Raw genomic sequence first — 14,182 nt, 5'->3', positions numbered from 1 at the left:
GGGTGCGTCAGACGCACCGAACGCCACATTGGGGCGTTTGAGACCGGGCAGCGGCCACGAAGGCGGCGAACAACGCGGCCTGGGCGGGGTCGGTCGCGGCGGTGTCCTCCGGGTGCCACTGGAGCCCGAGGAACCAGCCGCGGGCGGACGGCAGCTCGATCGCCTCGGGAACGCCGTCCGCGGCCTCGGCCACCACCGTGAGCCCGGCGCCGAGGCGGCCCAGGCCCTGGTGGTGGAAGCACGACACCTCCAGCGCGTCGCCGGTGAGCGACGCCAGCAGCGATCCCGAGGCGGCCTTGGCGGGCTGTACCCGGTGCCGGTGGCCGGGCAGGTCCTGCACGACGTCGCCGCCTAGGGCCACGTTCACGACCTGCGCGCCGCGGCAGATCGCCAGCAGCGGCCGCCCGGCTTCCAGCGCCCAGGCCGCCACCGCGAGGTCGAACGCGTCCTGCTCGACGTCGACGTCGTACTCGCTCGGGTGGGCGTCCTGGCCGGCCCAGCTCGGGTGCAGGTCGCCGCCGCCGGGCAGCAGCACACCGTCCGCCACGGCCAGCCGGGCCGGGACGTCCGCGGGATCGGCCGGGTGCATCAACAGCGGTTCGCCACCGGCCGCGAAGACCGCTTCGAGCAGGGCCCGCGCCCCGACCTCGGCCCGGTACCGCAGCGCGGACGCGCTCGCCGAGAAGCGCGCCGGGACGACGATCAGCGGCCGGCGGTCAGCCATGGTGGATCCAGGTGGTCTTGAGGTCGCGGTACTCGTCGAGGGCGTGCCGGGACTTGTCACGGCCGAAGCCGGACAGCTTCACCCCGCCGAACGGAACCGACAGGTCGCCCTCCTCGTAGCAGTTCACCCACACGGTCCCGGCCCGCAGCCGCCGCGAGATCCGGTGCGCCGCCCCGAGGTCCGCCGTCCACAGCGCGGCGGCGAGGCCGTACGGCGTGTCACCCGCGACGCGGACGGCCTCCTCCTCGCCGTCGACGACCTGCACGGCCAGCACCGGGCCGAAGATCTCTTCCTCGACGACCGGGTTGCCGGGCGCGCAGCCGGTCAGGACGGTCGGTTCGAGGTAGCTCCCGCCGGTCTCGGCCAGCACCTGTTCGCCGCCGGTGACCAGCCGGGCGCCCTGGTCGACCCCGCGGCGGACGGCCGTGCGCACCCGGTCGAGGTGGGCCGCGTCGACCAGCGGGCCCATCTTCGTGTCCGGCAGGAGCGGGTCGGCCGGGAACCAGCCGCTCGCCGTCGCGAGGACGCGGTCCACGACCCGGTCGGCGACATCCCGGTGCACGACCAGCCGCGAGCCGGCGGTGCACATCTGGCCGGAGTTGAAGAAGATCGCCCAGGCCGCGGTGTCCGCGGCGGCGTCGAGATCGGGCGCGTCGGGCAGCACGATGTTCGGCGACTTCCCGCCGAGCTCCAGGTAGACGCGCTTGAGGTTGCTGTCCGCGGCGTAGCGCAGGAAGTGCCGCCCGACCTCGGTGGACCCGGTGAAGGTCAGGACGTCGACGCTCGAGTGTTCGCCGAGGCGCCGTCCGACGACGTCACCGTCCCCGGAGAGGACGTTCAGCACGCCCGGCGGCAGGCCCGCCTCGGCCCCGAGCGCCGCGACGCGCTGCATGGAGAGCGGGCTGCGTTCGGACGTCTTGAGCACGACCGTGCAGCCGGCGGCGAGGGCGGGGGCGAACTTCCAGCCGGCCAGGGTGAGCGGGAAGTTCCACGGCACGACCGCGGCGACCACCCCGGCGGGCTCCCGGGTGACCAGGGCCAGCTCGCCCTCGGCGGTGGGGGCGACTTCGCCGTGGTCCTTGTCGGCGAGCTCGCCGTAGAAGCGCAGGGTGCGGATCAGGGCGCGCAGTTCGATGTCGTGGGCCTGCCGGATCGGCTTGCCCATTTCCAGGCTGACGAGCAGCGCGAGCTCATCCCGGTGCTGCTCGACCAGCGCGGCGAACCGCTGCAGGATCTCGCCGCGTTCGCGCGGGTGCAGCCGCGGCCACGGCCCCCGGTCGAACGCCTCCCGCGCGGCGGCGACGGCCCGGTCGGCGTCCCGCTCGCCGGCCCAGGACAGCTCGGTCAGCAACGCCCCATCACGCGCGGACCGCACTTCCCGTGTCCCGGCGGCCTCGCGCGGCTCACCGGCCACGAACAGCCCCTCCGGCACGCGGACGGTGACGGCCCGCGCCACCCAGTCCGTGCCCGCGACCGGATCGTCCACCTGCACTGCAGTCATCAGCACTCCCTTGACCGAGAACGAGACGGCGGATACGTTTGGATCCGAACGATACCTCCTGGAGGGCGTCATGAACACCGCGTTCGTCGCCGGAACCGCCGTCGACACCCGACACTGGATCGGGGGCCGCCGGGTTGCTTCCGCGGACACGTTCGAGGACCTGTCCCCGATCGACGGCCGCGTCGTCGCCCGGATCGCCCGAGGTGGGGCGCCGGAAGCCGACGCCGCGGTCGCCGCCGCGAAGGCGGCCTTCCCCGCCTGGGCAGCCACTCCCCCGGTGGACCGCGCGCGGCTGCTGCGCGCCATCGCCGACGGCGTCGAGAAACGCCTGGAGGAACTCGCGATCGTCGAGACGACCGACAACGGCGCCCTGATCCGCTCGCACCGCCGGGGCGTCATGCCGCGCGTGGCCCACAACTTCCGGTTCTTCGCCAATTACCTCGAAGACGAGCTCGGCCACCCCGACTTCGAAACCCGCGGCCACCGCAACCACGTCAGCTGGGACCCGGCCGGCGTGTGCGTGCTCATCTCGCCGTGGAACGCCCCGCTGATGCTGGCCACCTGGAAGGTCGCCCCCGCGCTGGCCGCGGGGAACACCGTCGTGCTGAAGCCGTCCGAGTGGTCGCCGCTCACCGCGTCGCTGCTCGCCGACATCGCCGCCGAGGCCGGCCTGCCCGACGGCGTCCTCAACGTCGTCCAGGGCATCGGCGAAGAAGCCGGCGCCGCCCTGGTCGCCCACCCGGACGTGCGGCGCATCTCCTTCACCGGCTCGGTGCCCACGGCCCGGGTGATCGCCCGCGCGGCGGCGGCCAACCTGACGCCGCTTTCCCTGGAACTGGGCGGGAAGTCGCCGTTCCTCGTGTTCGCCGACGCCGACCTCGACCTCGCCGTCGCCAACGCCGTCGAGCAGTACGACAACGCCGGGCAGGTCTGCCTGTCCGGCACCCGGCTGTACGTCGAAGAGTCCATCCGCGACGAGTTCGTCCGGCGGTTCCTCGAGCGCGCAGGGCAGCTGAAGCAAGGCGACCCGCGCGATGAAACCACCGACATCGGGCCGTCGATCCACCCCGAGCACGTGGCGCGGGTGGACGGGTTCGTCCAGCGGGCGAAGGAGGCCGGGGCGACCGTCCTGCTCGGTGGTGGCCGCAACACCGACCTCGGCGGGCTCTACTACCGGCCGACGCTGTTCACCGACGTCGACCCGCGCAGCGAGATCGCCACCGAGGAGATCTTCGGGCCGGTCCTGGTGCTCCACACGTTCCGCGACGAGGACGAGGTCGTGGCCGCCGCCAACGACTCGGCGTTCGGGCTGGCCGCGATGCTGTTCACCGGCGACCCCGAACGCGCCGAACGCGTTGCCGCGCGGCTCGTCGCCGGGACGGTGTGGACGAACTGCTTCTTCGTCCGCGACCTGCGGGCCCCCTTCGGCGGTGCCCGGCAGTCCGGGATCGGCCGCGAGGGCGGCACCTGGTCGTTCGACTTCTACTGCGAGGTCAAGAACACCGTCTTCGCTCCGCACGGCTGGAGGTCCTGATGGGTGAAGTGGCCGGGGCGGGCCTGCTGGCCCACGTCCCCACGATCGTCCTGCCGGAGGCGGATCGGCGGGAGCTCAACCACGGCGAGGACACCACCCTCGTCGCCGGGCTGCGGCAACTGCGCGCCGAGGTCTTCGAGGCTCTGGACTACGACACGGTCGTCGTGCTCGACTCGCACTGGGCGACAACCGTCGAGTTCGTCGTCACCGCGCACGACCGCCGCTCCGGGTTGTTCACCTCGGAGGAGCTGCCGCGGGGCATGTGCCGCCGGCCGTACGACTTCCCCGGCGATCCGGAGCTCGCCCACGCCGTCGCCGCGCAGGCCGGCGCGCACGGGACGTGGATCACCGCGATCGACGACCACCACCTGCCGATCTTCTACGCCACCACCAACCTCTGGGAGTACCTGGGCCAGGGCCTGCCGGACAAGCGCTGGGTGTCCATCGGCGTGTGCCAGACCGCCGACACCGAGGACAACCTGCGGCTCGGCCGGGCCCTCGGCGACGCGATCGCCGGGCTCGACCGCAAGGTGCTGCTGATCGCCTCCGGGGCGATGAGCCACACGTTCTGGCCGCTGCGGCAGCTGCGCGCCCACGAAGCCGCCGGGGTCGAGCACATCTTCAGCCCGGAGGCCGCGGCCGCCGACGCCGAGCGGCTCGGCTGGTTCGCCCGCGGCGACCACGAGCGTGTGCTCGCGACCATGCCGGAGTACCTGCGGTTCAAGCCGGAAGCGCGGTTCGGGCACTACCTGATGATGCTCGGCGCGCTCGGCGAGGGCGCCTGCACCGCGAAGTCCCGCCAGTACGGCGAATACGAGAACTCCGTCGGCACCGGGCAGGTGCACCTGTGGTTCGACCGGCCCGCCGACGGCTTCCCCCGCCCCCGACGCACCGAAGGGGTCACCCCGTGACCGAACACCGCCGCATCTTGCTCGACGGCGCCGTCGTCGACGTCGTCCGCGACGGCGACCTCCTCCGGGCCGCCGACGGCCGGGAGGTCCGGGCCGATGACGCCGTCCACCTGCCGCCGGTCGTGCCGTCGAAGATCATCGCCGTGCACCTCAACCACCACAGCCGGGTGGCGGAGTTCGGCACCAAACTCCCCGCCGCGCCGACGTACTTCCACAAGCCCACGTCCTCGCTCAACGCCCACCACGGCGCGGTGGTGCGGCCCGAAGGCTGCCGGTGGCTCAACTACGAGGGTGAGATCGCCATCGTGATCGGCCGCGTCACCCGCAACATCCCGCCTGCCGACGCCGGTGCCCACATCGCCGGCTACACCATCGCGAACGACTTCGGGCTGCACGACTTCCGCGACACCGACGCCGGCTCGATGCTGCGCGTGAAGGGGTCCGACACGCTGTGCCCGCTCGGCCCCGGCCTGGTCGAGGACTGGGACTTCCGCGGCAAGGCGATCCGCACCCTGGTCAACGGCGAGGTGCGGCAGGAGGGCAGCACCGACGAGATGGAGTGGGACATGCACTACCTCGTCGCGGACATCGCCCGCACCATCACCCTGTACCCCGGCGACGTGCTGCTCTCCGGCACGCCGGCGAACTCGCGCCCGGTGGAGCCCGGCGACGTCGTCTCGGTCGAGGTCGACGGGCTCGGGACGCTGACCAACGACATCGTCTCCGGCCCGGTGCCGATCCGCACCGACGTCGGCGCGCAGCCGACGGAGAGCGAAGAAGTGCTGTCCACCGCGCTGGGCGGCGACTGGGAATTCCGCGGCATCCGGCCGCCCCGACGTTCCTGACCCGTGGGAGTGAGCATGCACATCGTCGTCGATCTGAACAAGTGCCAGGACCACGGGCAGTGCGTCTTCTCGGCGCCGTCGGTGTTCTCTTTGGACGGACAGGGGAAGCTGTCCTTCCGCTCGGAGGCATCCGGGACCTACGTTTCGCCGCCGCTGGCCGAAGAGCACCGCGACGACGTCGAAGAAGCGGCCGACGTCTGCCCGCTGCAGGCGATCACGGTCGAGGACTGACGTGGCCGCGGACCGGGTGGTCGTCGTCGGCGCGTCGATGGCCGGGCTGCGTGCGGCCGAGGCCGTGCGGAAGGCCGGGTATGCGGGCGAGGTCGTCGTCATCGGCGACGAGCCGCACCTGCCGTACAACCGGCCGCCGCTGTCCAAGACCGCGCTCGGCGCCGAGCCCGGCGACCTGACCTTCCGGCTCCCCCGGCACGCCCGCGACGTCACCTGGCGGCTCGGCGAGGAGGTCACGGCCGCCGACCTGGCCGCGCGCACGGTGACCCTGGCCGGCGGCGAGGTGGTCGGCTGGTCCGGGCTGGTGATCGCGAGCGGCCTGCGGCCCCGGCGGCTCCCGCTGCCCGGCCCGGACCGCTGCGTCATCCGGACCCTGGAGGACGCGGCGAGGGTGCGCGCGGCACTCCGGCCGGGCGCGCGGCTGGTGGTGGTCGGCGCCGGGTTCATCGGCTGCGAGGTGGCCGCGGCCGCCCGGACGCTCGGGGCTTCGGTCAATGTCGTCGCGCCGGAGAGCGTGCCGGTCGAGCGCCCGCTGGGGGCGTCGCTGGGAGCGGCGCTGCAGCGACGGCACGAGGCCCACGGCGTCCGGTTCCACCTCGGCACCGTGCCGGTCGGGTACCGGGCCGCTTCGGTGGTGCTGGGAGACGGAACGGAACTGCCGGCGGACCTGGTGGTCGAGGCGGTCGGCTGCCGGCCCGCAACGGACTGGCTGGCGGGAACGGGCCTCGACCTGACCGACGGCGTCTTGTGCGACAACGCCCTGCGCGCGGGAGGCCGCCCCGATGTGGTGGCGTGCGGCGACCTGGCCCGCTTCCCGAACCCGCTGTTCGACGCGGTCCCCCGCCGCACCGAGCACTGGACGATGGCGACCGACACGGGCAAGAGAGCGGGAACCACGCTCGGCCGCCACCTGACCGGCGCGGGCGGGGAGGAGCCGCCGTTCACGCCGCTGCCGTCGTTCTGGAGTGACCAGTACGACTTCCGCCTCCAGTCGTACGGAGCGGTCGGACTGGGTGACGAGGTCCGGGTCTTGGAAGGTGACCTGGACTCCGAGGCCGCGGTCGGCTACCACCGGGAGGGGCGGTTGACCGGGGTGGTGCTGCTCGGCCTCGGTGGGCGGTACGCGCACTACCGCTCGCTGGTCGCCGAGGCCTGCAACCTGGCTCTGCGGTAGCGCCCCGGGGTCTCCCGGTACCGGCGCGACACAGCCGCCGGCTACCACCGGAAGGGACGACTACCACGTCCGAAGGTGCCGCGGTAGCCGGACAGCGCGTGGCGCGCCACGGTCCCCCTCCGTCGTTCGGATCGAAACGACCTGCTCCGCGCCCGGCCGATCAAGCCGGGCGCGGAGGGGGAGATTCACCGGTTGGACGCGATGAAATACACGACGACCCCGATCAACGCGAGGACTTCGCTCAGCACGAACGTCGAGTAACCCATCGTCTGCAGTTTCCCGCGTGCTTCCGGCTGCCGCGCGGTACCATTGATGACAGCCGCGAAGATCAGGCCGACACCGATTCCGGGGCCGATCGCCCCGAGGCCGTACCCGATGGCGGCGAGACCGGGGTTGATGTTGGCGGCCTGGGCCAGAACTGTGTCACTCATGGACTTTCCCCTTCACATCGGTCCACGCGCACGCTCGCGTGGAACAGCGGGCTCGTGCGTCACACCGGGCATGGTTCAGGGTCGAGCGAAGGCGCCGGAAATCGCAGAAGGGACGTCGGATCGAGGCAGATCTCGCCGGCCGGGCGGGATTGTCGGTAATCGAGTGGTCCGAACACCGACAGGATATCACGGGAAATCGGGCCGCGCCGCCGGACAATCGGGCGACGGCCAGGTGCAACGTCCATTGTGGTCGGTCGAGGTCACCGGCCACGCCTGAATCGGCCGGCCGATACGCCGGCCGCCTCCGGCGCACCCCGTCGCGTCGCACACGGAGAGTGATCGAGTGATCGCACACCCACCGGAAGGTTTTGTCCGAATCGTTCGCCGTCCACTCGGCGCGACCGAGAAGGCACCGCAGGCCCCGGCTTGTTTCGAAACTCGGTGTACACCGTTCACCAAAGACGGAAAACCTCCGGACAAACCCCGGAGGGCGCCGAACCCACCCGCGCGCCCGCCAATTTTATTAGCCGGAGAGAAATAGGATTCATGTTTGCGCTCTCATTGCCGGGAGCCGCCACCCGGCCCTCCGGCCGGACTCCCCGCCCCGCCTCCACACCCGGCGTCCGAGGCGGTCCGGACCACCCGACCGGCACCCCACGCACCCCACGGTCAGGGCGGATTTCGCGGGGTGACGACAGCTTCGCCGCTCGGGCGGCCAGGCGGGGCGCCAGCACCACCCGCGGGCACCCTACCAGCGAAGATCAGCTCGGTCCCCCGGTGTGCTGTCACCACCATTAATGGTGGTGCTAACACCACCATCCCCGGGTATGTCCGAATACATCCCGAGTCAAACTGTCCACGAACTGATACTACTGGCGAGTTAGGCGTTTCACTGGTCCGAACGGAGGTACCTAAGCCACCGGCCCTCTGCCACTATCTTGCGCAAAATACATCTTCGGATGGTCCGCGATGAGCGGCGGGCTGCCCGAATCTGGGGGTCGATCAAAGTGGAAATCGAACTACTAGGCGCCATGGAAATAAGATCGAATGGGAGAATTTACTCGATACGCGCGAAGAAAGTCCGAACCTTGCTGGCCATGCTCGCGCTGTCGCCGGGACGTCCGGTGTCGTACGAGCAGCTGGCGGACGAGCTGTGGGGCCCGCGGTCACTCGCCAACTCCCGCAACGCACTGCAAGCGAATATCGCACGGCTGCGCCGGCTGTTCAAGCCGATCACCGACGCGAGCGGGGAGGAAGTCGTCCGGACCACCTACAGCGGCTACCAGCTGGAGGTGCCCGCCGAGGCGATCGACTCGCACCGGTTCCTCGAACTCGCGCGACGCGGCACTTCCCTGGTCTCCACCGCACCGCAGGAAGCCACCGGCATCCTGCGGGAGGCCTTGGTGCAGTGGCGCGGGCCGGCCCTGATGGACGTGCAGGAGGGGGTGCGCTGCCGGGCCGCGGCCACGCACCTCAACGAGCGGCGGCTGGCCGTGCAGGAAGACCTCATCGCCGCCCGGCTGGCGGTCGGGCAGCAGCACGACATCGTGCACGAACTGCGGCAGCTGGCCACCGAGAACCCGGGCCGGGAGCGGCTCAGCGAACTGCTGATGCTCGCCCTCTACCGCACCGGCCAGCAAAGCGAGGCGCTGTCGGTGTTCCACCACACCAGCAAGTGGCTCGGCAGCGAGCTCGGCCTCTCGCCGGGCCGCGCGTTGCGGCAGCTGTACCAGGCCATCCTGGTCCAGGACTGCATGCTCGACTGAGCACCGGTTCCCCTTTCGCAGCAGGGACGGCGATCTTCGCCGTCCCTGCTGTCGTTTCGCTGTCACGGACACGGTCCGGGCTCATCCACTCTCCTTCCGTGATCGACGGCCATGATCGTGGCGCACCCGGATGACGGACGGCTGACGGTTTGCCGACGCCGGCCTTCGTCAGCGGTCGGTCAGAGGGCCGTCATCTGCGCTGGCTAGTTTCCGGCCAGGCCGAAGTTCGTCCGAAAACCGGTACAGGAGTGGTCATGACAGCGGCAGTGTCCGAGCGCAGGGAACAGATCCGCGCGATCGTCCGCGAGCACCTCGAGCTCGAGGACGGCGAACTTTCCGAGACGAGCAACTTCATCGAGGACCACGAAGCCGACTCGCTCACGCTGATGGACGTCCTCGCCGCGCTGGAGAAGCAGTTCGGCGTCACGATCGACCAGGCGCAGTTCCGCCGGATGGTCGATCTGGACAGCGCCTACGAGGTCGTCGCGGAATCCGCCGGCTGGTAGGGGAAATCCGATGAGCGAGCACTCCACCGCACCCGGCAGGCGGGTGGTGATCACCGGCTGCGGGGTGGTTTCCAGCCTGGGCACGGGCATCGCCGAGTTCACCGCGGCCCTGCGCGCCGGGCGCAGCAACGTCCGGCCGATCAGCGTCTTCGACACGACCGGCTTCGAGCACAACAACGGCTGCGAGGTCATCGGCTTCGAACCCGAACGCTGGATCGAAAACGTCGACATCGAGTCGCTCGGCCGGGCCAGCCGGTTCTCCACCGCCGCCGCCCGGCTGGCCGTGGCGGACTCCGGCATCGACCTCGACGTGCTGCGCGAGGCGCGCTGCCTGCTGTCGATCGGCACGACCGACGGCGAGTCGCACGAGCTCGACAGCATGGTCTCGCTGGAGATCGCGGCCGGTCCGGAGGCGATGAGCCCGCGGCTGGCCCGGCGCACGTCGGCCGGCCGGCTCGCCACCTCGATCGCGCACGAGCTACGGCTGTCCAATGTGGAGGTCGGCAGCATCGCGACCGCCTGCTCGGCCGGCAACTACGCGATCGGCCACTCGTTCGACGCGATCCGGCTGGGGGAAGCCGACTTCGCGTTGTGCGGTGGCGCGGACGCCGTCTGCCGCAAGACGTTCACCTCCTTCTACCGGCTGCGCAGCATCGCCCCGGACTACTGCCGCCCGTTCGACAAGAACCGGCTGGGCATCCTGACCGGCGAGGGCGCCGGCATCCTGATGCTGGAGAGCCTGGAGTCGGCGACCGCGCGCGGCGCCCGGATCTACGGCGAAGTGCTCGGGTACGGCCTGTCCTGCGACGCCCACCACCCGGTGGCCCCGCACCAGGGCGGCATCGCCCGCTGCATGGAACTGGCCCTGGCGAACGCCGGCGTCAAGCCCGCCGAGGTCGACCTGATCTCCGCGCACGGCACCGGCACCCACGCCAACGACAAGACCGAGGCCGCGGCGATCCGCGAACTGTTCGGCGACGACACGCCGCGCGTGGTGTCGATGAAGTCGATGCTCGGTCACTCGATGGGCGCGGCGAGCGCGCTGGCCGCGATCGGCTGCTCGGTCGCCATCACCGAGGGCTTCATCCCGCCGACCATCAACCACGTCGAGACCGACCCCGAGTGCGCCGTCGACTGCGTGCCCAACGTGGCGGTCGAGGCGGACCTGCGGATCGTGCAGAACAACGGCTGGGCCTTCGGCGGCAACAACTCGGTCGTCCTGATCGGCCGCTACGACGGCCCGCGGGAGGCAGTGGCATGAGCAGGGCAACCCCGGTCATCTCGGCCTGGACGGCGATTTCGCCGTTCGGCCACGACCTCGCGGCCTTCGCCGACGGCGTCCGCACCCGGACCTCCCCGGTGTCCACGATAGACAGCCGGCGCTGGGCGCGGGGACCGGCGGGAACGGCGGCCACCGTCCCGGGCTTCGAGCCGCGGGAGTACCTCGGCACGAAGGGCACCCGGGCGATGAACCGGGTCAGCGGCCTGGCCGTCGCCGCGGCCAAGCACCTGCTCGCCGACATCGGCGTCGAGCCGGGCGACGAGCGCGACGACATCGGGTTCGTGCTGGGCACCACGACCGGCAGCGTGCAGAGCATGATGGACCTGACCCGCGCGTCGCTCACCGGCGACAAGCCCGACCACGTCGAACCGGCCGCGGTCCCCGGCTGCGTGATGAACTGCGCCGCCGGGCAGGCCGCGATCTGGCACGGGCTCAAGGGCCCGAACGCGACGATCGCCGCGGGCCGGACCACCGGCCCGCACGCGCTGAACTACGCGCGGCGGCTGCTGCGGACCGGCCGGGCGACCCGGGTGCTCTGCGGCGCCGCCGAGGAGTACTCCCCCGCCCGCGCCTGGGTCGAGCACCACCGCCGTGGCGGGGACGACCCGGTGGTCATCGGCGAGGGCTGCGCGATGTTCCTGCTCGAGCCCGCGGACCTGCGGCCGGCCGGCCGTCGGGTGCTGGGCACCCTGGAGGGGTTCGAGTCCCGGGTGTGCCTCGACGGCGATCTCGCCGGGACGGTCACCGTCGCCGTGCGCGCGCTGCTGGCCTCGGCCGGGGTCGCGCCCGAGCAGGTGTGGGCCGCGACCGGCAGCGGCTTCACCGACCAGCGCGGCGAACCGGTCGAGACCACGGCGCTGCGGGCCCTGTTCGGGGACGCGGCCGTCGACCGGGTGCCGTCGGCGGACCTCCTGGGTGACACGGCGTCGGCGAGCGCGATGTTCCAGCTCGCCGCGGTCCTCAGCGTCGCGGAATCCGCCGAGCGGGCGGGTGCCGACCACACGGTCGTCACCACCTGCGACGACGACGGTGCGGTGGCGTGCACGCTCCTGCGGCTCGGCGAGCCGGTCCGATGAGCGCGAGCAAGGTCGCGCTGGTCAGCGGCGGGTCGCGGGGCATCGGCCGCGCGGTCGTGCTGAGCCTCGCCGAAAGCGGCCACGACATCGCGTTCTGCTACCGCTCGGACGAGCAGTCCGCCGACGTGCTCGCCAAGGAGGTGCACGACCTCGGGCGGCGGGCGGTCGCCACCCGGGTCGACGTCACCGACCGGGAGGCGGCCGGCGAGTGGGTGGCCGCCACGGCCGCCGACCTCGGCGTCCCGGACACCGTGGTGACGTCGGCGGGCATCACCCGCGACGGCGCGTTCGTGACGATGACCGAGGACCGCTGGACCGACGTGCTGCGGACCAACCTCGACGGCGTCTACAACGTCTGCCAGCCGGCCGTGTTCCTCATGCTCAAGCAGCGCCGGGGCAGCGTGATCACGCTGTCCTCGGTGTCCGGGGTGTACGGCAACCCGACGCAGGTCAACTACTCGGCGTCGAAGAGCGGCGTGATCGGCTTCGCCAAGGCACTGGCCAAGGAGGTCGGCCGGTTCGGCATCCGGGTCAACGCGGTCGCGCCGGGCCTGATCGAGACCGACATGACCGCGCAGATGACGGACAAGGCGCGCGAGAAGCTGCGCGCGGCCATCCCGCTGGGCCGGTTCGGCACCGCGGGCGAGGTCGCCGACCTGGTGGCCTACCTGGCGTCGGACCGCGCCGCCTACATCACCGGAAGCGTTTTCGAGATCGACGGCGGCCTGGTCGTCTGAAGGGGGAAGGTCCACAGTGGACTCCGATAGCCCGAACTTCATCGCGCGGCTGAAGACCGCCGCGCTCGGCTCGGCCGAGCACCCGCTGGTCTTCCTCGGCAACTTCGAGGTCGAGGAGCTGTGGGCGGCCGACGAGCTCGGCCTGCCGCGGGTGTCCGCCGCGGGCAGCACCGCGGTGGTCAACAGCATGGACGAGTTCGCGCTGCTGCTCGGCGGCAAGGGCGACCACGTCGTGCTGAAGCACGCGCCCGACCCGGACTACCACCGCTACCTGCTCGACCTCGGCTTCGAGCTGCCCGAGGTGCACGTCGTGGCGGCCCCGGACCCGGCGCGCAACGTCAGCCAGGACGCGCTCGCCGACCCCGCGCTCGTCGCGGCGCTCACCGAGCTGGCCGCCGACGGCGCGCACCTGCTGCCGCACGGCGCGTCGGCCGTCGAAGAGGAACTGGCGGCCCGCACCGGTGTTCCGCTGGCCACGCCGCCTGCCGCGCTCTGCAAGGCCGTCAACAGCAAGGTCTACAGCCGGCAGCTGGCCGACGAGCTCGGGCTGCGGCAGCCGCCGGGCTGGATCTGCGACACGCCCGCGCAGCTGGCCGACGCCGTGCCCGAGGCCGCCAAGGTGCTCGTCGAGGGCGGCACGGTCGTGGTGAAGGAGGCGTTCGGCGTGTCGGGGAAGGGCATCGCCGTCGTCACCAGCGAGCAGCGGCTGCTGCGCCTGCAGCGGATGATCGAGCGGTCCGCGCGGAAGGCGGGCCGCGACCGGATCGCGCTGGTCACCGAGACCTGGGTCGACAAGCGCGCCGACCTGAACTACCAGTTCACCGTGGGCCGGGACGGCTCGGTGCGGTTCGACTTCGTCAAGGAGGCGATCACCGAGAACGGCGTCCACAAGGGACACCGGATGCCGCCGCGTCTCGACGAGGCCCAGCACGCGGTGATCCGGCACGCGGCGGACGTGCTCGGGGCCCGGCTGGCCCGGGACGGCTATTACGGTGTCGTCGGCGTCGACGCGCTGGTCGAGCCGGACGGCGGGATCTTCCCGGTGCTGGAGATCAACGCCCGCAACAACATGTCGACCTACCAGGTGCCGCTGCAGGAGCGGTTCGTGCCCGAGGGCGCCGTCGCGATGGCGCGGCACTACCCGGTACGGCTGGCCGCTCCCCTGCCGTTCGCCCGGCTCCGCGAAACGCTCGGCGACCTGCTGTTCGCCGGGTCCGGGAGCGGGCTGCTCGTCAACAACTTCGCCACGGTCAACGCCGGCGCGGGGGTCGCCGCCGCGGGCGAAGCCTTCGCCGGCCGCCTGTACGGCGTCCTGATCGGGCCCTCGGCGGAGACGCTGGACGAGCTCGACCGCCGCATCACCGACCGCCTCGCCACCCTCGCCACCCTCGCCGCCCTCGCCGCGCACTGACCCAAGCGCCCCAATGTGGCGTTGGGTGCGTCTGACGCACCGAACGCCACATT

At 71.8% G+C, this 14,182-nt stretch carries 14 protein-coding genes; 11 read left to right on the top strand and 3 right to left on the bottom strand.

Annotated elements, in window-relative coordinates; translation table 11 throughout:
* Positions 1–7: 7 nt before the first annotated feature.
* Complete coding sequence (locus tag ACWEVN_RS39445; protein ID WP_452054682.1) at positions 8–724, bottom strand: gamma-glutamyl-gamma-aminobutyrate hydrolase family protein; 717 nt, start codon at positions 722–724, stop codon at positions 8–10.
* Complete coding sequence (locus tag ACWEVN_RS39440) at positions 717–2,225, bottom strand: aldehyde dehydrogenase family protein (RefSeq protein ID WP_452054681.1); 1,509 nt, start codon at positions 2,223–2,225, stop codon at positions 717–719. The genes ACWEVN_RS39445 and ACWEVN_RS39440 overlap by 8 nt, the downstream gene beginning before the upstream one ends.
* A gap of 70 nt (positions 2,226–2,295) precedes the next feature.
* On the opposite strand from ACWEVN_RS39440, the gene ACWEVN_RS39435 reads away from it, so the two are divergent.
* From ACWEVN_RS39435 to ACWEVN_RS39415, 5 genes are read left to right on the top strand one after another with little or no spacing between them, the layout of a single operon-like run.
* Positions 2,296–3,759, top strand: a complete 1,464-nt coding sequence (locus tag ACWEVN_RS39435) for an aldehyde dehydrogenase (protein ID WP_452054680.1) — start codon at positions 2,296–2,298, stop codon at positions 3,757–3,759.
* Complete coding sequence (locus ACWEVN_RS39430) at positions 3,759–4,670, top strand: DODA-type extradiol aromatic ring-opening family dioxygenase (RefSeq protein WP_452054679.1); 912 nt, start codon at positions 3,759–3,761, stop codon at positions 4,668–4,670. Before ACWEVN_RS39435 ends, ACWEVN_RS39430 begins: the two co-directional genes overlap by 1 nt.
* A complete protein-coding gene (locus tag ACWEVN_RS39425) occupies positions 4,667–5,515 on the top strand; it encodes a fumarylacetoacetate hydrolase family protein (protein ID WP_452054678.1) in 849 nt (282 codons plus the stop codon). Before ACWEVN_RS39430 ends, ACWEVN_RS39425 begins: the two co-directional genes overlap by 4 nt.
* A 15-nt stretch (positions 5,516–5,530) precedes the next feature.
* Complete coding sequence (locus ACWEVN_RS39420; protein WP_449687880.1) at positions 5,531–5,746, top strand: ferredoxin; 216 nt, start codon at positions 5,531–5,533, stop codon at positions 5,744–5,746.
* A gap of 1 nt (position 5,747) precedes the next feature.
* Positions 5,748–6,920: an NAD(P)/FAD-dependent oxidoreductase gene (locus ACWEVN_RS39415; protein WP_452054677.1), complete on the top strand. Its 1,173-nt coding sequence runs from the start codon at positions 5,748–5,750 to the stop codon at positions 6,918–6,920.
* Between the two features lie 185 nt (positions 6,921–7,105).
* On the opposite strand, the gene ACWEVN_RS39410 is transcribed toward ACWEVN_RS39415, so the two are convergent.
* Entirely contained in the window at positions 7,106–7,351 is a 246-nt protein-coding gene (locus ACWEVN_RS39410) for an ATP F0F1 synthase subunit C (protein WP_310969886.1), read from the bottom strand.
* A 959-nt stretch (positions 7,352–8,310) separates the two neighbouring features.
* Between ACWEVN_RS39410 and ACWEVN_RS39405 the strand changes: the two genes are divergently transcribed.
* The 6 genes from ACWEVN_RS39405 to ACWEVN_RS39380 all read left to right on the top strand — a co-directional run bounded on the left by ACWEVN_RS39405 (position 8,311) and on the right by ACWEVN_RS39380 (position 14,129).
* Positions 8,311–9,117 carry an AfsR/SARP family transcriptional regulator gene (locus ACWEVN_RS39405; protein WP_452054676.1) on the top strand — a complete coding sequence of 269 codons (807 nt, stop codon included), beginning with the start codon at positions 8,311–8,313 and terminating at the stop codon, positions 9,115–9,117.
* A gap of 254 nt (positions 9,118–9,371) precedes the next feature.
* A complete protein-coding gene (locus ACWEVN_RS39400; RefSeq protein WP_244210629.1) occupies positions 9,372–9,623 on the top strand; it encodes an acyl carrier protein in 252 nt (83 codons plus the stop codon).
* A gap of 10 nt (positions 9,624–9,633) precedes the next feature.
* Positions 9,634–10,884 (top strand): beta-ketoacyl-[acyl-carrier-protein] synthase family protein, encoded by a 1,251-nt coding sequence (locus tag ACWEVN_RS39395; protein WP_310969884.1) that lies wholly within the window; start codon positions 9,634–9,636, stop codon positions 10,882–10,884.
* Positions 10,881–11,981 (top strand): beta-ketoacyl synthase N-terminal-like domain-containing protein, encoded by a 1,101-nt coding sequence (locus ACWEVN_RS39390; RefSeq protein ID WP_452054675.1) that lies wholly within the window; start codon positions 10,881–10,883, stop codon positions 11,979–11,981. Before ACWEVN_RS39395 ends, ACWEVN_RS39390 begins: the two co-directional genes overlap by 4 nt.
* The gene (gene fabG, locus ACWEVN_RS39385) at positions 11,978–12,718 is read left to right on the top strand and encodes a 3-oxoacyl-[acyl-carrier-protein] reductase (RefSeq protein ID WP_449687883.1); all 741 of its coding nucleotides are present in this window, start codon (positions 11,978–11,980) and stop codon (positions 12,716–12,718) included. Before ACWEVN_RS39390 ends, fabG begins: the two co-directional genes overlap by 4 nt.
* A gap of 16 nt (positions 12,719–12,734) precedes the next feature.
* Positions 12,735–14,129, top strand: coding sequence for a preATP grasp domain-containing protein (locus tag ACWEVN_RS39380; protein WP_452054674.1), 1,395 nt, complete (start codon positions 12,735–12,737; stop codon positions 14,127–14,129).
* Positions 14,130–14,182: the final 53 nt, after the last annotated feature.

The sequence above is a fragment of the Amycolatopsis sp. NPDC003861 genome, assembly GCF_053605405.1.
Note: the sequence above shows the minus strand (reverse complement) of the source record. Positions and strands in the feature narration are given on the sequence as shown.

Coding starts and splice junctions, on each gene's coding strand:
- ACWEVN_RS39395 (WP_310969884.1), top strand. CDS start 9,634: ATGAGCGAGCACTCCACCGCACCCGGCAGGCGGGTGGTGATCACCGGC.
- ACWEVN_RS39390 (WP_452054675.1), top strand. CDS start 10,881: ATGAGCAGGGCAACCCCGGTCATCTCGGCCTGGACGGCGATTTCGCCG.
- ACWEVN_RS39410 (WP_310969886.1), bottom strand. CDS start 7,351: ATGAGTGACACAGTTCTGGCCCAGGCCGCCAACATCAACCCCGGTCTC.
- ACWEVN_RS39440 (WP_452054681.1), bottom strand. CDS start 2,225: ATGACTGCAGTGCAGGTGGACGATCCGGTCGCGGGCACGGACTGGGTG.
- ACWEVN_RS39445 (WP_452054682.1), bottom strand. CDS start 724: ATGGCTGACCGCCGGCCGCTGATCGTCGTCCCGGCGCGCTTCTCGGCG.
- ACWEVN_RS39405 (WP_452054676.1), top strand. CDS start 8,311: ATGGTCCGCGATGAGCGGCGGGCTGCCCGAATCTGGGGGTCGATCAAA.
- ACWEVN_RS39420 (WP_449687880.1), top strand. CDS start 5,531: ATGCACATCGTCGTCGATCTGAACAAGTGCCAGGACCACGGGCAGTGC.
- ACWEVN_RS39435 (WP_452054680.1), top strand. CDS start 2,296: ATGAACACCGCGTTCGTCGCCGGAACCGCCGTCGACACCCGACACTGG.
- ACWEVN_RS39430 (WP_452054679.1), top strand. CDS start 3,759: ATGGGTGAAGTGGCCGGGGCGGGCCTGCTGGCCCACGTCCCCACGATC.
- ACWEVN_RS39400 (WP_244210629.1), top strand. CDS start 9,372: ATGACAGCGGCAGTGTCCGAGCGCAGGGAACAGATCCGCGCGATCGTC.
- fabG (WP_449687883.1), top strand. CDS start 11,978: ATGAGCGCGAGCAAGGTCGCGCTGGTCAGCGGCGGGTCGCGGGGCATC.